Raw genomic sequence first — 19,649 nt, 5'->3', positions numbered from 1 at the left:
GTGTCCGGACGTGTCATCCTCCACCTCGCCGATCATGTCCGTGCCCGCCGCCGCGGCCGGAGAACTGCATCCGGCCGTCGGGCTCGGGACGGGCGCACCCGCGCTGCCCAGCACGTCGTCACCGGTCGGCAGACACGTCCTGGCCGAGCTCGGCGGCATCGCCCCCGAGATCCTCGACGACTGCGAACGCCTGCGCAGCGACCTGACCGCCGCGCTGACCGAGGCCGGGGCCCAGGTCCGCCAGGTGGTCGTCGAGCGGTTCGAGCCGCAGGGGGCGACCGTCGTCGCGGTCCTGGCCGAGTCGCACGCCTCGATCCACACCTGGCCCGAGCACGGCGGCATGCACGTCGACGTGTTCACCTGCGGCGAGAGCGCCGACCCGGTCGACGCCGTGCGCCGCCTCGCCGACCGCGTCGGTGCGACCGACACCGCGCTGCAGGTCGTCGCCCGCGGCGGCGCCCCGCGCACGGTCACCGAGCCCATCTCGCCCGGCCTGACCCGGCGCTGGGACCTCGGCCGGGTCCACCACGTCGCGCACACCGGGTTCCAGCACGTCGTCGTCGCCGACACCGCGCACGGCGTCACCCTGTTCTGCGACGACGAGCGCCAGTCCACCGAGCACACCCAGCTCACCTACCACGAGGCGCTGGTGTGGCCGGGTGCGCTGCTGGCCCGCGAGCTGGACCGGGTGCTGATCGTCGGCTCCTCGGAGGGCGTCGCGTCGGAGATGGCGGTCGCGGCCGGTGCGAGCCGGGTCGACCACGTCGACATCGACGCCGAGGCCGTCCGGATCTGCGCCGAGCACCTGCCCTACGGCTACACCCCCGAGTCCCTCGCCGCGGCCGAGCGCGGCGACGGCCCGGTGCACCTGACCTACGGCGACGGCCGGCAGTTCGTCCTGGACTCCGACGAGCACTGGGACCTGGTGGTCGTCGACCTGCCCGACGAGCGCCCCGACGAGCCCGACGCCCAGATCAACCGGCTCTACGAGGAGGACTTCGTCCGCGCCTGCGCGCAGCGGCTCACCCCCGGCGGGGTCCTGGTGTTCCAGGCCGGCAGCCCGGCGGTGTGGCGGGACGCGACGCTGCGCTCGGCCTGGCAGCGCTTCGCCGCGGTGTTCGGCGAGACCGGCGGGCGCGGGGTCTACATCGGCTGCGAGGAGCACGAGTGGGCCTTCCTCGCCGGTGTCCGCGAGCCGATGGACGACCCCGGCGCGGTCGCCGCCGGGCGGCTCGCGTCGATGCCGTCGCAGCCGGAGCTCTGGGACGCGACCGCGCTGCGGCACCGCCTGGTGGCGCCGCTGTCGCTGCGCAGGCTCACCGACTGAGCGAGCCCCGCCCACGGTGCGTGACGGGCCGGGTCCTACCCGGCCCGTCACGTGCGCCGAACGGGGCGTAACCGGTCGGCGACGATGATCGTTGATCGGACAGGACCGGCGTGCCCACGCCGGCGACGTCCGACCGGAGGTCCGAGAGCCCGTGCGCCGTCCCCGTCCGTCCCGGTGGCTCGCCGTGGCGACCATGACCCTGCTGAGCTCGGCGGGGATGAGCGCCCTCGCGCCCGCGCAGGCGGAGGCGCCGACCACGTTCGCCGAGACCACGCTGTCCGCGCGCAACCTCGACACCGCCCCGGTCGGGCGCTTCGTCGCCCTGGGCGACTCCTACGCCGCGGGCCCGCTGGTCCCGGTGCAGCAGGGCACGCCGTCCGGGTGCCTGCGCTCCAACCAGAACTACCCGTCGGTGCTCGCCCGCTCGGCCGGCATCGGCCGCTTCACCGACGTGTCCTGCAGCGGCGCGACGACCGAGGACATGACGGCTCCCCAGCAGGTCCAGGCCGGCCCGAACCCGCCGCAGCTCGACGCCCTCGACGGCTCCGAGTCGCTGGTCACCCTGACCATCGGCGGCAACGACATCGGCTTCTCCGGGATCATCACCGAGTGCGTGCGCCGCTCCTCGGCGAACCTGTTCGGCGCGGCCTGCAAGGATTTCTACACCGCGGGCGGCACCGACCAGCTCGCCGAGCGGATCGACGGCACCGAGTCCAAGGTGTCCGACGTGCTGGCGAAGATCCGCGACCGGTCGCCGGCCGCGCGGGTCGCCGTCGTCGGGTACCCGTCGATCCTCCCGGACACCGGTCCCGGCTGCTACCCGGTCATCCCGTTCAGCCCGGGCGACACCGCCTACCTGCGCGAGACCGAGAAGAAGCTCAACGCGATGCTGGCCGACGCCGCCCGCGACGCCGGTGTCGACTACGTCGACACCTACACCCCGACCATCGGCCACGACGCCTGCACGCTGCCCGGCGTGAAGTGGGTCGAGGGCCTGGTCCCGACCTCGCCCGCCGCCCCGGTGCACCCCAACGCCCAGGGCATGCGCGCGATGGCCGCGGCCGCCGGTGACGTGCTCGGCATCCGGGTCGCCCGGCCCACCTCGCAGCCGGTCCCGGGGGCGACCAACCCGGTGCCGACCGCGTCGCTGCCGCCGCAGGCCCGCACCGCGAACTGAGGCGGGGACCTCCGGGCCGCGGTGCGTGTCAGACTCGCACCGTGACGGGGACGGTCGAGCGGGGACGACGCCTGCCGGTGCCGGCCCGGTGGGGCGAGCTGCGGACGTGGGCGGCCGCGGTCGACCCGGGCCACACCCGGCTGCACCTGGCCTCGGTCGCGACCGCGGCGATGCTGCTGGCCGCGGTCGCCGCGAGCGTGCTGCGCGCCCTGACCGGGCAGCCGATCACGATCGTGCTGTTCTCCGTGGTGCTGGCGATGATCAGCAACCTGGCGGTGAACGAGAACGACCTGCGACGGCGGCGCGTCACCACCGCCCTGATGGTCCTGCCCGCCGCGGCGTCGGCGACGGTGTCCGCGCTGCTGGCGACGAACCGGGTCGCGGCCGACGTCGTGTTCGTCCTGGTCATGATGGTGGCCGTCGCGGTCCGGCGGTACGGGCCGCGCGGGGTCGCGCTCGGCATGGCGGCGTTCATGCCGTTCTTCTTCGTGCAGTTCCTGCACGCCGGTCCCGGCGAGCTGCCGTTCCTGCTGGCCGGGGCGGTGATCGGCATCGGCAGCACCTTCCTGCTGCGCTGCCTGGTGTTCACCCGCCGCTCCGAGGCCGTGCTGGACGCGCTGTTCCGCGCGTTCGAGGCACGGCTGCACGCGCTGCTGCTCACCGCCGTCGAGGCGGTGGAGACCACCGCCGGTGAGCCCGACCTCGACCCGCTGGTGCGCGCTCAGGCCCGGCTCAACGAGACCGCGCTGCTGGTGACCGACCGGCTCGACGACACCGACGACGGCCCCGACGCCGCGGCCGGGCCCGTCGCGGGCCTGCGGCAGTGGATCATCGACTCCGAGCTCGCCGCCGAACGGGTCGCCATGTCGGTCCGCCGGTCGGTCGAGCACCACGACCCGATCACCGACGACGACCGCGCCGAGCTGGCCGAGGGGCTGCGGGCCCTCGCCGCGGCCACGGCTGTCGGGACGCCCGGCGCGATCGCCGCCCGCCTCTACGACGGCGCACGGTCCGCCGTCGCCGGCATCGTGGACCGGCCGGCCGGGGTCGGGCCCGCCGCGCGCGAGCAGCGCATCGGGTTCGCCGTGGTCCGGCTCGCCGACGCGATGCAGACCACTGTCGAGCAGGCCCGCCTGCGGATCGCCGAGCACCACGACAGCGACCGGGAGACCGCGGGCGGCGACCCGGCACCCGAGCCCGTCCCCGAGCAGGTGGAGCCGCCGGCGGGCCGGGACCGGTTCGGCGGGCTCGCGCTGCACACCCGCCAGGCCGTGCAGGTCGGCGTCGCCACCAGCCTCGCGATCGTCGTCGGCGAGCTGATCTCCCCGGCCCGCTGGTACTGGGCGGTGATCGCCGCGTTCGTGGTGTTCGCCGGCACCGCCAGCCGCGGCGACGTGCTGAGCCGCGGCTGGGCCCGCGCGGTGGGCACCGCGGGTGGGGTCGTGGCCGGGATGCTCCTGGCGCTGCTGGTGGGTGGCAACGTCGTCGCCAGCCTCGCGCTGCTGTTCGTCTGCGTGTTCCTCGCCCTGTACCTGGTGCGGATCTCGCAGGCGATGATGGCGTTCTGGATCACCGCGGTGCTGGCCCTGCTCTACGGCGTGATCGGCCAGTTCAGCGTGCAGACCCTGGTGCTGCGGGTCGAGGAGACCGTCGTCGGCGGCGCGCTGGGCATGCTCGCCGCCTACCTGATCCTGCCCACCCGCTCGCGCACGGCCTTCGCCGAGGCCCTCGACGACGCCCTCACCGCCGTCGACGTCTCCCTGCGCACCTCGGTCGACGCGGCGCTGGGCCGCCCCGGCGCCGGTGACCCGCTGGAGAAGGCCCGCGCCGTCGACACCGCGGTGGCCACCGTGCGGACCCGCGCGGTGCCGCTGCAGCACCCCGTCGCCCGCAGGCCGCTGCGTCGCGGGGTGCACCACACGGTGCGGGTCGTCGGGGCCGTCGACCACTACACCCGCCAGCTCGCCGCCCAGGCCGCGACCGCGTCGGTGCCCGGCTGGGCCGCGACCCTGGAGCCCGCGGCGGAGCGGGTCCGCGCCGACCTCGACGGCCTGCGCCGCATCCTCGACGACGGCTGGGGCCCCGCCGACCGGCGCGAGCACCCGAGTGGCGCGGGTCCCGCCGACTACGGCGTCGGCTCCGCGGAGGAGCTGCTCGACGCCGCCGAGGCGGACGCGGCGTCGCGGACCGCCGCCGGTGCCGGGACCGAGCGGACGCGCCGGCTGGCCGCGGCGCGGCTGCTGCGCCGGATCGACCAGCTCGCCGTCGGGCTGGCCCGGGAGCTGTGCGGACAGACCTGGAGCGAGCCCGCCCCCGCCGGGCGCGGCGCCGGTCACGCGGACGGGTCCGGGGCCGCGGCCGCGGGTTAGGGTCCGGCCCGTGATCTCCGTGAGTACCCACGACGACGTCGGTCTGATCGAGCTGAACCGCCCTGAGCGTCGCAACGCCCTGGACATCGCGACCTGCCGCCAGCTGGTCGACGCCGCGGCCGAGGTCCGCGCGGCCGGCGCACGGGCGGTGGTCGTCGCCGGGAACGGGCCGGCGTTCTGCTCCGGCGCCGACTTCGGCGAGGTCTACACCGACGAGTTCCTCGACGCGCTCTACACCGGGCTGCACGCGGTCGCCGACCTGCCGATGCCGACCGTCGCCGCGGTGACCGGGCCCGCGATCGGCGGCGGGCTGCAGCTGGCCCTGGCCTGCGACCTGCGGGTCGCCGCCCCGGAGGCGGTGTTCGGGCTGCCGACCGCGCGGCTCGGGCTGGCCGTGGACCCGTGGACGATCGAGCGCCTGGTGCAGATCGCCGGCGGCGGCACGGCCCGCAGCCTGCTGCTGGCCTGCGCCACCGTCGACGCCACCACCGCGCACGCCCGCGGCCTCGCCGACACCCTCGGCGACCGCGACGCCGCGCTCGCCCTGGCCCGCGACATCGCCTCCATGGCCCCGCTGACCCTGGCCTACAACAAGCGCTCGGTGGACGCGTTCGGCCGCGGCGGGCAGACCGACCCGGCCGTCGTCGACGGGCTGACCGCGGACTTCCGCGGCTGCTGGGCCGCCGAGGACATCGCCGAGGGCCGCGCCGCCCGCACCGAGAAGCGCACCCCGGTCTTCCGGGGCCGCTGACCGGAGGTGCTGGACGCCGCAACGACCGTCCGGCGCACCCCGGCAACCGTCGATCGGCGGTATGCGATACACCCGTTCAGCCCAAGATCATGTTGGGCTACCGTCCGGAACCGACCGGCTGCGCAGCGCGTCCGGTCGGTCCGGGCGGGCCGAGGACGTCGAGCCCGCCGGGCCCGGCGGAGGAGCGGACGGATGCGGGCACGGGGACGGAGCCGGACCGCCGGGCTCCTCGCGGTGGGTGTCGCACTGACCGGCGCCCTGACCGCCGGGCTCGTGGCGGGTCCCGCCCTGGCCGAGCCGTCGGAGCAGCCCGACCCCACCGACCGGCAGGTCGCCACCGGCGAGCTCGTCCCGGGCACACCGTGCACGTCCTCGGCGCGGGCCTGCGTGGACCTGGAGAGCCGCTCCACCTGGCTCGTCGACGCCGGTCAGGTCGTCGCCGGACCGGTCGCGATGCGACCCGGCGACCCGGAGGCCCCGACGCCGACCGGCACCTTCGCCGTGCAGTGGAAGGCCGAGCAGTGGACCAGCCGGGAACGGCTGACCCAGATGCCGTGGTCGGTGTTCTTCGCCCAGGGCGGGATCGCCTTCCACCAGGGCGACCTCTCGACCCCCTCGGCCGGCTGCGTCAAGCTCGCCGAGGCCGACGCCCGCCGGTGGTTCGGCTACCTCCAGGTCGGCGACCAGGTGCAGATCCACTGACGACACGCCCGGTGTGAGCCATCTCCCGCAGGGGTTCTACGCGAGGTAGAAAGGATCGCGTAGGATGACCTTCGTGACGAGTCTGGGCGAGTTGGAGCGGGCGGTCATGAACGTCCTCTGGGAGACCGACCGGGACATGACCGCCCGTGAGGTGCAGGACCAGCTCGCCGACCGCGACCTGGCCACGACGACCGTGCTCACCGTCCTCGGGCGGCTCGAGCGCAAGCAGCTGGTCCGGCGCATCCGCGACGGCCGCGCCCACCACTACCGCCCGGTGGCGAGCCGGGAGGACCACGTGGCCGAGCTGATGACCGACGCGCTCGACGACGCGTCCGACCGGGGTGCCGCCCTCGCGCGGTTCCTCGGGTCGATGTCGGAGGAGGAGCGGTCGCGGTTGCGTGACCTGCTCGGCTGAGCGCCGGACGGTCGAGAACCCTGTCCGGTCGCGGGGGTGATGCGGCGCCGCGCCGCGCGCTCCGCGACGATGTGACGCGATGCAGCTGACCGCGCTCGGACTCGGACTGCTCGGCGTACTGCTCGCCGAGCCGGCCAGCCGTGCCCTGGCCCGGGCGAGCTGGCCCGGCCGCGACCCCGTCGGTGCCCTGTTGCTGTGGCAGGCCGTCGGGCTCGGCGGCGGGATCTCGCTGTTCGGCGCGGGGCTGGCCTACGGGCTCTCCCCGATGGGGCACAGCCTGCCCTCGGCCGCCGCGGCGCTGTCGGCGTCGCTGTCGGCGGGCCGGTGGCCGGACCGGATGGACCCGCTGCACGTCGGGGCGCTGCTGATCGCGGTCGGTGTGCTGCTGCGGCTGCTGTCGGTCCTGGTGATCACCACCGTGCGGACGCTGCGTGCCCGCCGCCGCCACCGCGACCTGCTCGACGTGCTCGCCACGCCCTGGCCCTACGCCTCCGGTACCCGCGTCCTGGACCACCCCGTCCCCGTCGCGTACTGCCTGCCCGGGCGCAGCTCCCGGCTGGTGGTGTCGGCGGGGGTGCTGGACGCGCTCGACATCCCCGGGGTCGTCGCCGTCCTCGCGCACGAGCGGGCGCACCTGCGCGAACGTCACGACCTGGTCGTGCTGCCCTTCGTGGCGTGGGGTGCGACGGCGCCGTTCGTGCGCGGCATGGTGCACGCCCAGCTCGCGGTCGCCCGGCTGATCGAGATGCGGGCCGACGACGTCGCCCGCAGGCTGTGCGACCCGACCGAGCTGGCGACCGCGCTCAAGGCCGTCGGCGGGTCCGCGCCGGCGGCGGCGCTGTCGTCGTTCACCGACGCGCTGGAGGCCAGGATCGACCGGATCACCTCCCCGCCCGCACCGCTGCCGGTGCTGGTGCGCTGGCTGGTCCGTCTGGTCGCCGTCGCGCTGGTCGCGGTTCCGGTGTGGCTGCTGGTGGCCCCGTGAGCACCCCGGCGCCCGGTCCGGTCCGTGCGTTCCCCGGGGCGGAGGCGCTGCTGCGGGTGCACGCGGCGTCGCTGCCCCAGCCCGACCAGCTGGCCGGGCCGTTCGTCGCCCGGCTGCTCGTGGCCGCGCTCTCGTCGCTGCCGGCACCGACCGTGGCCGCCTTCGCGCACGCGGCGGGCACCCGGGTGCGGGCGGGCGACGACGCGTCGTCGCGGCCGCCCGGGGCGCCGGCCGACGCCGACTACCTGCGGGGCCTGCCGGTCGCCGCGGACGACGGGCGGGCGGGCACCCCGGTGGCCGGTCTCGGTCGTGCGGTCGAGGAGTTCTCCGGGGAGTCGCTCGCCGCGGTCCCGGCCGCGGGGGACTGGACCGCCTCGCGCCTGACCGCGCTGCTCGACGCCGTCATCGCCGACGGCCCGGTCGGCGTGCTGGCCGCGCTGTGGACCGGGGAGCTGGTCGCCGCGGCCACCCCGGTCGCCGACCTCGACGCCGGGGCCCGGCCGGGGCCGGACTGGTCGGTCGCGCACGTCGTCGCGCCGTGGGGGCGCCGGGACGGGCCGGGCGGGCCGCTGCTCGCCGTCGCCGACACCTACCCGCAGCTCGGCTCGCCGGACCTCGGGCCGGGGCTGCACCTGCAGCCCGCCGACCGGGTCGCGGCCGCGCTGGGCCACGGCGGCCTGGTCCTGGTCGGGCCGGACCGGCGCCGCGACGCGCTGACCGCGGCCGTCGGGGCCGCCGGGCTGTCCGAGCGCTGGTGGGACGACCCGGCCTGACCTCAGGCGCCGTGCGTCTCGAACAGGGAGGGGCCGCCGCGGTCGTCGGCGAGCAGCGCCCGGGTGGCGGCGACGTTGCGGACCCGCGCGGCCTCCAGCGACGCCGGGCTGCGCCGGACCCACCGGCGCTGCACCGCGATCACCCGCCCCAGGACGGCGACGGCCACCTCCCAGCCGGGGCTGCGCCGCAGACCCAGCCCGGTGGTCACCGCGGCGCCGTGGAAGCGCCGGGCCAGCGCCTGCAGCAGGCGGCGCCCCTGCGGCACGGGCAGCCGCAGCGGCTGGACGAGCAGCGCGGCGACGGCCCCGATCAGCGCCCCGGCCAGCGCGCGTGACTCGGGGGCGGGCGGTCCGGTGACGGCGGTGACCAGCGCGTCGAGCTCCTCGGCGTCGGCGTGCGAGGTGACGTCGCGGACCAGCTCGGGGTCGATGCCGAGCTGGTGGGCCAGCAGCTGCCAGCAGGCGTAGACCTCGGTGGTCTCGGCGGGGGTGAGCCCGAACCCGATGGTCGCCTCGGCCCGCATCGAGACGAGGGTGAAGTCCAGCCAGGTCCGGACCAGGTCGACCTGGTTGACCGGGACGCCGTGCACGGCTTCGTCGAGGCCGCGCTCGCGGGCGAGCACGCGCATGTGGGCGTGCAGCACGCGGACCTGCAGGGTGCCGACGTAGCCGGGGCTGCCGGGGCGCATGCCGCCGGGCAGGGTGGCGGCGAGCAGCCAGGTGCCGGTCTCGGTGAGGCGGCGCTCGGCGGACTCCACCAGCCGTCCGGTGGTGCCGAGCAGCACTGCGATCGACGGGGAGCCGTAGGTGCGCAGCAGCGCCCCGGCCGACAGCGACAGGGTGTGCACCGCGGGGGGCGCGGTGAACATGGGCCGGACCCCGGTGTCGAGCATCGCGGGGTCGGTGCCCGCGGGCAGCGACTCGGCCGAGGTGAGCAGGGCCGCGAGGGCGGGGGAGGGATCGGTCAGCGAGGCGAGCCCGTCGCGGATGCCGCGCTGCAGCGCCGCGGTGAGCGCGCGGCCGCCCTCGCGGCCCGCGGCACGGATCTCGGCGACGACGGCGTCGGCGAGCGGGTCGCCCGCGGTCCGAGCGCGCAGCGCGAGGTCGGCCCGCCGGGGGCCGAAGCGAGCGGCGAGGGCGTCGCGGTCGGGCGCGCCGGGGGGTCGGGTGGCGGTCACGGGAACCGGTCCTCCTGGGTCTCGTGCGGGGTCTCGTGCGGGGTGGCGCGGTCGTCGTGGGTGGCGAGCCCGGCTCCGGCGAGCAGCCGGGCCATCCGGGCCCGCAGCTCGGGCTCGCCCGGCGGGACGGGGGCGAACGCGGCCAGCGCGGACAGCCCGAAGACCCCGGCGAACAGCTCGCGGGCCCGTTCCCGGTTCCCGACGTGGTCCTGGATGAGGTCGACCAGCGCCGCGTCGGGCTCCGCGGCGGCCGGGCCGGTGGCGGTGCCGCCGTGGCCCCGGGCGACGCGGACGCGCAGCTCCAGCATGGTCAGGAACACCGGCCGGCGGGGGCCGAGCAGGTCGACCAGGTAGGCGGTGCAGGCGTCGAGCAGGGTCAGGTCACCGGAGCGGGCCCGCCGGGTCAGCTCGCCCAGCCGTGCGACGGCGTCGTGCTCCAGCTCGGCGGCGACCGCCTCCAGCAGCGCGTCGACGGTGCCGAAGTGGTAGGTCGCCGACGCGGCCGAGGCGCCGGCGCGGTCGGCGACCTGGCGCAGGGTGAGCCGGTCGAAGCCGTGCGCGGTGACGACGTCGACGGCGGCCCGCACCAGCGCGCGACGGGTGTCGGCGCCGCGTCGTCGTCGCCCGTCGGGGGTGGGGTCGGCCATACCCGACAAACTATCTGTACAACCAGACAGATTCCAGTCCGGTGCGCGGAACGCGGTTCCGCGACGACGCGCTGCACCCCGGAACCGGGCGTAGCGTGGAGATCGTGCCCGTCACACCTGACCTTCCCCGTACCGTCGGTGCGCTGCGTGCGTCCGGTCACGTACAGCGCCCCGTGAAGCACGAGATCCGCGACAACCTCCTGGCGGCCCTGCGCGAGGGCCGCGACCCCTGGCCCGGCATCGTCGGCTTCGACGACACCGTCGTCCCGCAGCTCGAGCGGGCGCTGCTCGCCGGTCACGACCTCGTCCTGCTCGGTGAGCGGGGCCAGGGCAAGACCCGCCTGCTGCGCTCGCTGGCCGGCCTGCTCGACGAGTGGACCCCCGTCATCGAGGGCTCCGAGATCGGCGAGCACCCCTACGAGCCGATCGTGCCCGCCTCGATCCGGCGCGCCGACGAGCTCGGCGACGACCTGCCGGTCGCCTGGGTGCACCGCGACCACCGCTACACCGAGAAGCTCGCCACGCCCGACACCTCGGTCGCCGACCTGATCGGCGACGTCGACCCGGTCAAGGTCGCCGAGGGCCGCTCGCTGGGCGACCCCGAGACCATCCACTTCGGGCTCGTCCCGCGGTCGCACCGCGGCATCGTCGCCATCAACGAGCTGCCCGACCTGGCCGAACGCATCCAGGTCGCGCTGCTCAACGTGATGGAGGAGCGCGACATCCAGGTCCGCGGCTACACGCTGCGGCTGCCGCTGGACGTGCTGCTCGTGGCCAGCGCGAACCCCGAGGACTACACCAACCGCGGGCGGATCATCACCCCGCTCAAGGACCGGTTCGGCGCCGAGGTCCGCACCCACTACCCGCTGGAGCTGGCCCCCGAGGTCGAGCTCGTCGCGCAGGAGGCCGAGCTCGTCGCCGAGGTGCCGCGGCACCTGCTCGAGGTCGTCGCCCGGTTCACCCGGCACCTGCGCGACTCCTCCGCGGTCGACCAGGGCTCGGGGGTGTCGGCCCGGTTCGCCGTGGCCGCGGCCGAGACCGTCGCCGCCGCGGCGCTGCGCCGTGCCGCGCTGACCGGCGAGGAGCTCCCCTACGCCCGGCCCGTCGACCTGGAGTCGGTCCCCGCGGTGCTCCGCGGCAAGATCGAGTTCGCGTCGGGGGAGGAGGGCCGCGAGGACGAGGTGCTCGAGCACCTGCTGCGCCGCGCGACCGCCGACACCGCGCGGTTCGCGCTGCGCGGGGTCGACCTCGACGAGCTGGCCGTCGCGGTCTCGACCCGCCCGGTCCGGACCGGCGAGCGGATCCCGGCGAAGGACGTCGTCGCCGCGCTGCCGCAGGTCGACGCCCTCACCGAGATCGCCGCCAAGCTCGGCGCCGCGGGCACCGAGGACCCGGGCCCGATGGCCTCGGCCGCGGAGCTGGCGCTGGAGTACCTGTTCCTGACCCGCAAGCTCGCCAAGGACGAGTCCGACGACGGTGACACGGTGTCGTATGGCTGATCCCAGGCGTCGTCGCCGCCGGTACGCCTACGGCCCCTACGCCGGCGGGCCCGACCCGCTGGCGCCGCCGTACGACATCCGCGCGGCGATGGACCAGATCGGCCGCGACGTCATGGAGGGCTCCTCGCCGCGCCAGGCGCTGCAGGAGCTGCTCCGTCGCGGCCTCGACGGGCGGCGCGGGCTCGACGACCTCACCCGCCGGGTGTGGGAGCGGCGCCGGGACCTGCAGCGCGACAACCGCATCGACGGGACCCTGCAGGAGGTCCGCGAGCTGCTGCAACGGGCCCTCGACGCCGAGCGCGAGGCGCTGGGCAACGAGGACTCCGACGACGCGCGGTTCCGCGAGATGCAGCTCGACGCCCTGCCGCCCGACACCGGCGGCTCGGTGCGGGAGCTGAACTCCTACGACTGGCGGTCCTCCGACGCCCGTGAGGCCTACCAGGAGATCCGCGACCTGCTCGGCCGGGAGATGCTCGACCAGCGCTTCGAGGGCATGAAGCAGGCGATGCAGAACGCCACCCCCGAGGATGTCGAGCGGATCAACGCCATGCTCGACGACCTCAACGACCTGCTCGACCGCCACGCCCGCGGCGAGGACACCACCGAGCAGTTCGCCGAGTTCATGGGCGAGCACGGCGAGCACTTCCCGGAGAACCCGCAGAACACCGAGGAGCTGGTCGACGCCCTCGCCGCCCGGGCCGCCGCGGCCCAGCGGATGATGAACTCGATGTCGGCCGAGCAGCGCGCCGAGCTGGCCGAGCTGGCCCAGCAGGCGTTCGGCGACCCGCGTCTGTCGCAGTCGCTGGCCCGGCTCGACGCCCAGCTGCAGGGCCTGCGCCCGGGCGAGGACTGGTCGGGGGAGGGCAACTTCCGCGGCGAGAACCCGATGGGCATGGGCGAGGCGACCCGCGCGATGGAGGAGCTGGGGCAGCTCGACGCCCTGGCCGAACAGCTCGCGCAGAGCTACCCCGGCGCGCGGATGGAGGACATCGACCTCGACGCGCTCACCGAGATGCTCGGCCCGGAGGCCGCCGCCGACGCCCGCACCCTGGCCGAGCTGGAACGCGAGCTGCAGCGCCAGGACCTGTTCCGCCGCGCCCCCGACGGCTCGCTGATGCTCTCGCCCAAGGCGCTGCGGACGCTCGGGCAGTCGGTGCTGCGCGACGTCGCCGACCGGATCTCCGGGCGCCAGGGGCAGCGCGACACCCGGCATGCCGGGGCGGCGGGCGACGCGACCGGGGCGACCCGGTCGTGGGCCTTCGGTGACACCCAGGCCTGGTCGGTGCCGCGGACCCTGCTCAACGCCCAGCTGCGCCGCGCCGGCGGCGACGACCGGGCGCTCGACGTGTCCGACGTCGAGATCGTCGAGACCGAGCAGCGCACCCGGGCCGCGGTGACGCTGCTGGTCGACACGTCGTGGTCGATGGTGGCCGAGGGGCGGTGGGTGCCGATGAAGCGCACCGCGCTGGCGCTGCACCAGCTCATCTCCACCCGGTTCCGCGGCGACGACCTGTCGCTGATCACCTTCGGGCGGCACGCGCAGACCGTGGACCTGGCCGAGCTGATCGGGCTGGAGGGCGTGTACATGCAGGGCACCAACCTGCACCACGCCCTGCTCCTGGCCCGGGAACGGCTGGCCCGCCAGCCCGACGCGACGCCGGTGGTCCTGGTGGTGACCGACGGCGAGCCGACCGCGCACCTGGAACGCGACGGCGAGGCGTTCTTCGACTACCCGCCCAGCCCGCACACGCTGCGGGCGACCGTCGACGGGCTGGACCGGCTGATCGGGATGGACGCGGCGTTCACGTTCTTCGTGCTCGGCGACGACCCGGGGCTGCTGTCGTTCGTGAACCGGCTCGCCCGCCGCGCCGGGGGGCGGGTGGTGCAGCCCGACCTCGACGGCCTCGGCGCCGAGGTGGTCTCGGACTACCTGCGCCGCCGCACCGGCTGACCGCGCGGCCGGGTCCCGACAGCCACACCCGTTCACCGGCAGCCACACCCGTCGCACCGGGTGTGGCTGCCCGGCAGGGGGTGTGGACTCAGCCGAGCCAGGGGCGGGCGAGGCGGTCCCAGGTGCCGTCGGTGCGGGCGGTGCGCAGCCAGTCGTTGACGCGCCCGGTGAACGCCGGGTCCCCGGCGGGGGTCAGGTAGGCCTTCTCCGAGTCGGTGAACGGGGCGTCGGGGTGCACCGCGCAGAGCACCCCGGGGTGCTGTGCGGCCTGCCAGCGGGTCTCGATCGCGTCGGTGACCATCAGATCCGCGCGGCCGGCCACGATCTCGTCGAAGATCGTGGAGTTGTCCGGGTGGTCGACGATCGTCGCGCGGGTGAAGGTCTCCCGGGCGAAGCGCTCGTTGGTCCCGCCCGGGTTCACCACGACCCGGACGCCGGGCCGGTCGATGTCGGCGACCGTGCCGTAGCGGGCGACGTCGGGGCAGCGCGCGATCGGTGTCTTGCCGTCGCGCAGGTAGGGCTCGGTGAACACGGCCCGCTCCGCGCGGTCCGGGGTGACCGAGACGCCGCCGACGGCGATGTCGCAGCGCCCGGCGACGACGTCGTCGAGCAGCGTCGCCCAGGTCGTGCGGACCAGCTCGGCGCGGGCGCCGAGCTCGGCGGCGAGGTCGCGGGCCATGTCGACGTCGATCCCGGACCAGGTGCCGTCCGCGGCCAGCGCGGTCAGCGGCCGGTAGTCCCCGGTGGAGCAGACCCGCAGCACGTGCGACGACGCGACCCGGTCCAGCGTCGGGGACCCCGGTGCGGCGGGCGCACCGCATCCGGCGACCAGCATCGCGAGCAGCAGGACGATCGGCAGGCGGCGCACGGCCCGGGACCCTAGCCGCCGTTCGGGGGTGTCCACGACTCCGGACGGAGGTCCGCGGTGCGGATGCTGCGGACCAGCGCCTCGGCCGGGTCGCTGCGCCGCCGCCCGTGGGCGAGCACCAGATCCACCGGGCCCAGCGCGGGCAGCCCGGCACGGTCCCCGACGACCTCCAGCCCGTCGGGGACCAGCGTCGCGGCGTGCGCGAGCACGCCCAGCCCGGCGAGCGCGGCAGCCCGCAGGCCGGACAGGCTGCCGCTGGTGCAGGCCATCCGCCACGGCCGCCCGGCCGTCTCCAGGGCCCCGACGGCGGCCGTGCGCGACAGGCTCGGCGGGGGATAGGCGACGACCGGCACCGGGTCGCCGGGGCCGAGCGGCAGCCCGGGCGCCCCGACCCAGACGAAGCGGTCGCGGCGGACGACCAGCCGGCCGTCGTCGGGGCCGGGGAGGCGCTTGGCGAACATCAGGTCCAGCTCCCCGGCGTCGAGGCGGTGTTCGAGCCCGCCCGCCAGGCCGACGGTCAGCTCCAGGTCGACCTCGGGGTGGCGGCGGCGGAAGTCCGCGAGCACCGCGGGCAGCCGGGTCAGGACCAGGTCCTCCGACACCCCGAACCGCACCCGGCCGTGCACCCGCGACGCCCGGAAGTGCGCCATCGCCCGGTCGCCCGCGTCGAGGATGGTGGCGGCGAACTCCAGCATCGCCTCGCCGTCGACGGTGAGCGACACCGAATGGGTGTCGCGGTCGAGCAGCGGGCGGCCGACCGTCGCCTCCAGACGCCGCACGTGCTGGCTCACGGTGGACTGGCCGACGCCGAGCGTGGCGGCGGCCCGGGTGAAGCTGCGGGCACGCGCGACGGCGGCGAAGGACCGCAGCTGGACGGGGTCGAGCACCCGGTCATCATAGATCGCGGACACAGTCATGGTGATCAGTCGGTTTCCCGATGGGCGGACGGCTTGCAGGATGGAACCCATGCGAGTCCGTCCCGATCCGTTCCTGGTGCTGCTCCTCGTGACCGTCGGCGTCGCGTCGCTGTTCCCCGCGCGCGGCGCGGCGGTCGGGGTCGTCGACGTCGCCGTCACCGCCGCGATCGCCCTGCTGTTCTTCCTCTACGGCGCCCGCCTCTCCGCCACCGAGGCGCTGGGCGGGCTGCGGAACTGGCGGCTGCACGGCACCGTCCTGGCGGCGACGTTCGTGCTGTTCCCGCTGCTCGGCCTGTCGGTGCTGCTGCTGCCGGAGTGGCTGCTGCCCGCGCCGCTCGCCGCCGGCGTCGTGTTCCTGTGCTGTCTGCCGTCGACCGTGCAGTCCTCGATCGCCTTCACCGGCATCGCCCGCGGCAACGTGCCCGCCGCGATCGTCGCGGCGTCGGTGTCGAACGTGCTCGGGGTGGTCCTCACCCCGGTGCTGGCCGCGCTGCTGCTGGCCACCAGCGGCGGGTTCGACGCGTCGAGCTTCGGTGACATCGCGCTGCGCCTGCTGGTGCCCTTCCTCGCCGGGCAGGCCGCACGGCCGTTGATCGGCCGGTTCGTGGCCCGGCACAAGAAGCGGCTCTCGCTGGTGGACCGCGGGTCGATCCTGCTCGTCGTCTACGCCGCGTTCAGCGAGGGCGTCGTCGCCGGTATCTGGGGACGGCTCACCCCGGTCTCGCTGCTCGTGCTGCTCGGGATCTGCCTGGTGCTGCTCGCGCTGGTGCTCGTGGCGACCTCGTTCGGGGCCCGCGCGCTCGGTTTCGACGACGCCGACCGCATCGCGATCGTGTTCTGCGGGTCGAAGAAGTCGCTGGCCAGCGGGCTGCCGATCGCCGGTGTGCTGTTCGGCGGCCCCGCCGGGGCGCTGGTGGTGCTGCCGCTCATGCTGTTCCACCAGATCCAGCTGATGGCCTGCGCAATGATCGCCGACCGGGTCGGCAGGCGACGTGCGGCGCTCGACACCGACCGGGCCGCCGGAGCACCATCGCGGGCGTGACGCCGCCCGTCTGCCGCCTCTGCGGCGCCCCCGGTCCCGACGACGCCGGGGTCGCCGCCGTCGCGGGCTGGGTGTCCGACCGCGACGAGCGCGGCCGCGACGGCCGGCTGTGCCCGGCCTGCGCCCGCCGGCACGTCCGCGACATCGAGTCCAAGCTCGACGTCGAGTGGTGGTGACCGGCACCCCGTCCCGCACCGGAATCTGCGACGGACGCCGCGCGTTCGCATGCGTGACCGCTTCCGAGAGCTAGGTAGGTTTGACCGCATGGAGACCTGGGCCCCGACCGACGTCCCGGCACTGGAGGGCAGCGGCCCGCCGCTGCGCCTGCACGACACCGCCACCGGCCGGGTCCGGCCCACGGCGCCGGGCCCGGTCGCGACGATGTACGTCTGCGGGATCACCCCCTACGACGCGACCCACCTCGGCCACGCCGCCACCTACCTGACGTTCGACCTGGTCAACCGCTACTGGCGCGACCTCGGCCACGACGTGCACTACGTCCAGAACGTCACCGACATCGACGAGCCGCTGCTGGAGCGCGCCGAGCGCGACCAGGACGACTGGGTCGTGCTGGGCCTGCGCGAGACCGCCCTGTTCCGCGAGGACATGGAGGCGCTGCGGGTGCTGCCGCCCCGCCAGTTCGTCGGCGCGGTCGAGGCGATCCCCGAGATCGCCGAGCTGGTCGAGAAGCTCGTCGCCGCCGGTGCGGCCTACCGGATCGACGACCCGGAGTACCCCGACGTCTACCACGACGTGACCGCCACCGGGCACTTCGGCTACGAGTCGAACTACGACCTCGACACCATGCTGAGGTTCTCCGCCGAGCGCGGCGGCGACCCGGACCGGCCGGGCAAGCGCAACCGGCTCGACCCGCTGCTGTGGCGCACCGCGCGCCCCGGCGAGCCCGCCTGGGACTCCGGCCTCGGCCGCGGCCGCCCCGGCTGGCACGTGGAGTGCGCCGCGATCGGCCTGAACCGGCTCGGCCCGCAGATCGACCTCAACGGCGGCGGCTCGGACCTGATCTTCCCGCACCACGAGTGCGGCGCCCTGCACACCGAGTCCCTCACCGGTGAGCACCCGTTCGCCCGGCACTACGTGCACACCGGCATGATCGGCCTCGACGGCGAGAAGATGTCGAAGTCCAAGGGCAACCTGGTCTTCGTCTCGAAGCTGCGCAACGCCCGCGTCGACCCGAACGTCATCCGGGTCGCCCTGCTCGACGGGCACTACCGCACCGACCGGTCCTGGACCGACGAGGTGCACGCGAAGGGCGACCGGCGGGTGACCCGCTGGCGCGAGGCCGTCGGTCTCGATGCCGGGCCGGACGCGGCCGAGCTGGTCGCGAAGCTGCGGACCCACCTCGCCGACGACCTCGACACCCCCGGTGCGCTCGCCGCCGTCGACGCCTGGGCGGAGGAGGCGCTCACCCGCCGCGGCACCGACACCACGGCCCCGCAGCAGGTGCGCACCGCGCTGGACGCCCTGCTCGGCGTGCGCCTGTAGCCGGTCCGGTACCCACCCGGCCGGCACGACGGGCGCCCGGCCGGGAGACTCCACGGATGGCCCTCAACGTGCTGGGCGGTGAGCAGGAGACCTGCGGGACGGATCCGCTCACCGGCTTCTACCGCAACGGATGCTGCGACACCGGTGGCGAGGACGCGGGCGTGCACACCGTCTGCGCCCGCGTCACCGCCGAGTTCCTCGACTTCTCCCGCGAGCAGGGCAACGACCTGACGACCCCGAACCCGGGGTTCGGGTTCCCCGGCCTGGTGCCGGGGGACCGGTGGTGCCTGTGCGCGAGCCGCTGGGCCGAGGCGCTGCGCGAGGGTGTCGCACCGCCGGTGGTGCTCGAGGCGACGCACGCCCGCACCCTCGAGTGGGTCGACCTCGGCGACCTGCGGGCGCACGCCGCCGGGTGAGGGCTCAGGCGCGGCGCGGCCGGTCGGCCGCGAGCACGGCGGGCGCGCCCGCCGCCAGCAGCGCGGCGGGCGCGAGGAACGCGAGCACCGGGTCCGCGTGGTAGACCGGCGTCAGCGCCACCGGCGACGCGGCCGTCCCGGCGAAGCGGACCGCCTGCACGACCGACACCGCGCCGCCGCCCCCGTTCGCGCCCAGGACCAGGGTGTTCACCCCGACCAGGATCAGCTGGCCGCACACCCCGCCCAGCGCCCACAGCGCGACGACGACGCCCAGCACCGGCACCACCCCGATCAGCGAGACGAGCACCCCGCCGACGACGGTCCCGGCGACCACGCAGCGCCGGGCGCCGAACCGGTCCACCGCGCCCCCGATCAGCCGGGCGGTGAGGATGCCGGCCACGCCCAGCGCGGTCAGCACCAGCCCGCGCCCGCCCGCCCCGAGGCCGAAGGTCTCCTCCAGGCGCAGCGCCAGCAGGAAGTTCAGGCCCGCCAGGCAGCCCCAGCCGATCCCGGCGACCAGCCCGAGCCGCAGCACCGGACCGGTCCAGGCCGCCCGCAGCCGCGGGGGAGCGCCGGCGGGCGCGGTGCCCGCGCCCCCGGGGGTGCCGATCACCGCCAGCTCGAGCGCGACCACGGCGGCCCCGCCGAAGGCCAGCCGCCAGTCCAGCTCCGCGGCCAGCCCGCCCACCAGCGGTGCCGAGGTCTGCCCGGCCGCCTGCAGCGACCCGAACCAGCCCAGCGCCCGGCCCAGCCGGTCCGGCTCCACCGCGGCGGCCAGCGCCGCCAGCAGCACCGGAGTGGTGAACGCGTTCGCGACGCCCTGCAGTGCCCGCCCGGCCAGGAAGACCGGCCAGGCCACCGCCAGGACGCAGGCCAGCGAGGCGACGACGTAGAGCGCGTACCCGGCGACGACGGTGCGGCCCCGGCCCCACCGGTCGCCGAGGGTGCCTGAGACGAGCATGACCCCGGCGAACGGCAGCAGGTAGGCGGTGATCGAGACCGACGCCGTCGCCGTCGGGACGCCGAAGTCGGCGCCCAGCTCCGGCAGCATCGCCGCGGTCAGGCCACCGCCGAAGGGCCCGAGGAAGGCGCCCAGGAACAGCGCCGCTCGGCGCAGCGCCACCACGAG

General features: G+C 75.7%; 19 protein-coding genes. 14 read left to right on the top strand and 5 right to left on the bottom strand.

Annotated features, from left to right (window positions below; translation table 11 throughout):
* Positions 1–10: 10 nt before the first annotated feature.
* The 8 genes from speD (at position 11) to KPL57_RS48585 (ending at position 8,499) form a co-directional block, all read left to right on the top strand.
* Positions 11–1,327: an adenosylmethionine decarboxylase gene (gene speD, locus KPL57_RS48620; protein WP_226357217.1), complete on the top strand. Its 1,317-nt coding sequence runs from the start codon at positions 11–13 to the stop codon at positions 1,325–1,327.
* Between the two features lie 193 nt (positions 1,328–1,520).
* Positions 1,521–2,504 carry an SGNH/GDSL hydrolase family protein gene (locus tag KPL57_RS48615; protein ID WP_226357216.1) on the top strand — a complete coding sequence of 328 codons (984 nt, stop codon included), beginning with the start codon at positions 1,521–1,523 and terminating at the stop codon, positions 2,502–2,504.
* A gap of 41 nt (positions 2,505–2,545) precedes the next feature.
* A complete protein-coding gene (locus KPL57_RS70830) occupies positions 2,546–4,873 on the top strand; it encodes an FUSC family protein (protein WP_226357215.1) in 2,328 nt (775 codons plus the stop codon).
* Positions 4,874–4,883: 10 nt separating this feature from the next.
* Complete coding sequence (locus tag KPL57_RS48605; protein WP_226357214.1) at positions 4,884–5,624, top strand: enoyl-CoA hydratase; 741 nt, start codon at positions 4,884–4,886, stop codon at positions 5,622–5,624.
* A 192-nt stretch (positions 5,625–5,816) separates the two neighbouring features.
* On the top strand, positions 5,817–6,326 hold the full coding sequence (locus KPL57_RS48600; RefSeq protein ID WP_226357213.1) for a L,D-transpeptidase: 510 nt from the start codon (positions 5,817–5,819) through the stop codon (positions 6,324–6,326).
* Positions 6,327–6,399: 73 nt separating this feature from the next.
* The gene (locus KPL57_RS48595; protein WP_100880464.1) at positions 6,400–6,741 is read left to right on the top strand and encodes a BlaI/MecI/CopY family transcriptional regulator; all 342 of its coding nucleotides are present in this window, start codon (positions 6,400–6,402) and stop codon (positions 6,739–6,741) included.
* A gap of 79 nt (positions 6,742–6,820) precedes the next feature.
* The gene (locus KPL57_RS48590; RefSeq protein WP_226357212.1) at positions 6,821–7,726 is read left to right on the top strand and encodes a M56 family metallopeptidase; all 906 of its coding nucleotides are present in this window, start codon (positions 6,821–6,823) and stop codon (positions 7,724–7,726) included.
* A complete protein-coding gene (locus KPL57_RS48585) occupies positions 7,723–8,499 on the top strand; it encodes a hypothetical protein (protein ID WP_226357211.1) in 777 nt (258 codons plus the stop codon). Before KPL57_RS48590 ends, KPL57_RS48585 begins: the two co-directional genes overlap by 4 nt.
* Positions 8,500–8,501: 2 nt before the next feature.
* Here the strand turns inward: KPL57_RS48585 and KPL57_RS48580 are convergent, their stop codons facing one another.
* Both KPL57_RS48580 and KPL57_RS48575 read right to left on the bottom strand, forming a co-directional pair.
* Positions 8,502–9,677: an oxygenase MpaB family protein gene (locus KPL57_RS48580; protein WP_226357210.1), complete on the bottom strand. Its 1,176-nt coding sequence runs from the start codon at positions 9,675–9,677 to the stop codon at positions 8,502–8,504.
* Positions 9,674–10,324, bottom strand: coding sequence for a TetR/AcrR family transcriptional regulator (locus KPL57_RS48575; RefSeq protein WP_226357209.1), 651 nt, complete (start codon positions 10,322–10,324; stop codon positions 9,674–9,676). The genes KPL57_RS48580 and KPL57_RS48575 overlap by 4 nt, the downstream gene beginning before the upstream one ends.
* 104 nt (positions 10,325–10,428) lie before the next feature.
* Between KPL57_RS48575 and KPL57_RS48570 the strand changes: the two genes are divergently transcribed.
* Entirely contained in the window at positions 10,429–11,823 is a 1,395-nt protein-coding gene (locus tag KPL57_RS48570; RefSeq protein WP_226357208.1) for a sigma 54-interacting transcriptional regulator, read from the top strand.
* Entirely contained in the window at positions 11,816–13,774 is a 1,959-nt protein-coding gene (locus KPL57_RS48565; RefSeq protein WP_226357207.1) for a VWA domain-containing protein, read from the top strand. The genes KPL57_RS48570 and KPL57_RS48565 overlap by 8 nt, the downstream gene beginning before the upstream one ends.
* A gap of 88 nt (positions 13,775–13,862) precedes the next feature.
* Here KPL57_RS48565 and KPL57_RS48560 read toward each other — a convergent pair whose 3' ends face one another.
* Together KPL57_RS48560 and KPL57_RS48555 are read right to left on the bottom strand one after the other, a co-directional pair.
* Entirely contained in the window at positions 13,863–14,642 is a 780-nt protein-coding gene (locus KPL57_RS48560) for a transporter substrate-binding domain-containing protein (RefSeq protein WP_374203885.1), read from the bottom strand.
* 11 nt (positions 14,643–14,653) lie between these two features.
* Positions 14,654–15,529: a LysR family transcriptional regulator gene (locus KPL57_RS48555; RefSeq protein WP_226357206.1), complete on the bottom strand. Its 876-nt coding sequence runs from the start codon at positions 15,527–15,529 to the stop codon at positions 14,654–14,656.
* Between the two features lie 79 nt (positions 15,530–15,608).
* Between KPL57_RS48555 and KPL57_RS48550 the strand changes: the two genes are divergently transcribed.
* The 4 genes from KPL57_RS48550 (at position 15,609) to KPL57_RS48535 (ending at position 18,520) form a co-directional block, all read left to right on the top strand.
* Positions 15,609–16,601: a bile acid:sodium symporter family protein gene (locus KPL57_RS48550; RefSeq protein ID WP_226357205.1), complete on the top strand. Its 993-nt coding sequence runs from the start codon at positions 15,609–15,611 to the stop codon at positions 16,599–16,601.
* A complete protein-coding gene (locus KPL57_RS48545) occupies positions 16,598–16,777 on the top strand; it encodes a hypothetical protein (RefSeq protein WP_226357204.1) in 180 nt (59 codons plus the stop codon). The genes KPL57_RS48550 and KPL57_RS48545 overlap by 4 nt, the downstream gene beginning before the upstream one ends.
* 88 nt (positions 16,778–16,865) lie before the next feature.
* On the top strand, positions 16,866–18,104 hold the full coding sequence (gene mshC / locus KPL57_RS48540; protein WP_226357203.1) for a cysteine--1-D-myo-inosityl 2-amino-2-deoxy-alpha-D-glucopyranoside ligase: 1,239 nt from the start codon (positions 16,866–16,868) through the stop codon (positions 18,102–18,104).
* Between the two features lie 56 nt (positions 18,105–18,160).
* Positions 18,161–18,520 (top strand): DUF2237 family protein, encoded by a 360-nt coding sequence (locus KPL57_RS48535; RefSeq protein WP_226357202.1) that lies wholly within the window; start codon positions 18,161–18,163, stop codon positions 18,518–18,520.
* A 4-nt stretch (positions 18,521–18,524) separates the two neighbouring features.
* On the opposite strand, the gene KPL57_RS48530 is transcribed toward KPL57_RS48535, so the two are convergent.
* On the bottom strand, positions 18,525–19,646 hold the full coding sequence (locus KPL57_RS48530; protein ID WP_226357201.1) for an MFS transporter: 1,122 nt from the start codon (positions 19,644–19,646) through the stop codon (positions 18,525–18,527).
* Positions 19,647–19,649 lie beyond the last annotated feature (3 nt).

This window comes from Pseudonocardia sp. ICBG601 (assembly GCF_020496245.1).
The sequence above is the reverse complement of the archived record's forward strand: the minus strand, read 5'-3'. Positions and strand labels throughout refer to the sequence as shown.

Excerpts from the sequence above, each read along its gene's own strand:
- KPL57_RS48565 (WP_226357207.1), top strand. The coding sequence starts at position 11,816 with ATGGCTGATCCCAGGCGTCGTCGCCGCCGGTACGCCTACGGCCCCTAC.
- KPL57_RS48575 (WP_226357209.1), bottom strand. The coding sequence starts at position 10,324 with ATGGCCGACCCCACCCCCGACGGGCGACGACGACGCGGCGCCGACACC.
- KPL57_RS48600 (WP_226357213.1), top strand. The coding sequence starts at position 5,817 with ATGCGGGCACGGGGACGGAGCCGGACCGCCGGGCTCCTCGCGGTGGGT.
- KPL57_RS48535 (WP_226357202.1), top strand. The coding sequence starts at position 18,161 with ATGGCCCTCAACGTGCTGGGCGGTGAGCAGGAGACCTGCGGGACGGAT.
- mshC (WP_226357203.1), top strand. The coding sequence starts at position 16,866 with ATGGAGACCTGGGCCCCGACCGACGTCCCGGCACTGGAGGGCAGCGGC.
- KPL57_RS48550 (WP_226357205.1), top strand. The coding sequence starts at position 15,609 with ATGCGAGTCCGTCCCGATCCGTTCCTGGTGCTGCTCCTCGTGACCGTC.
- KPL57_RS48590 (WP_226357212.1), top strand. The coding sequence starts at position 6,821 with ATGCAGCTGACCGCGCTCGGACTCGGACTGCTCGGCGTACTGCTCGCC.
- KPL57_RS48615 (WP_226357216.1), top strand. The coding sequence starts at position 1,521 with ATGACCCTGCTGAGCTCGGCGGGGATGAGCGCCCTCGCGCCCGCGCAG.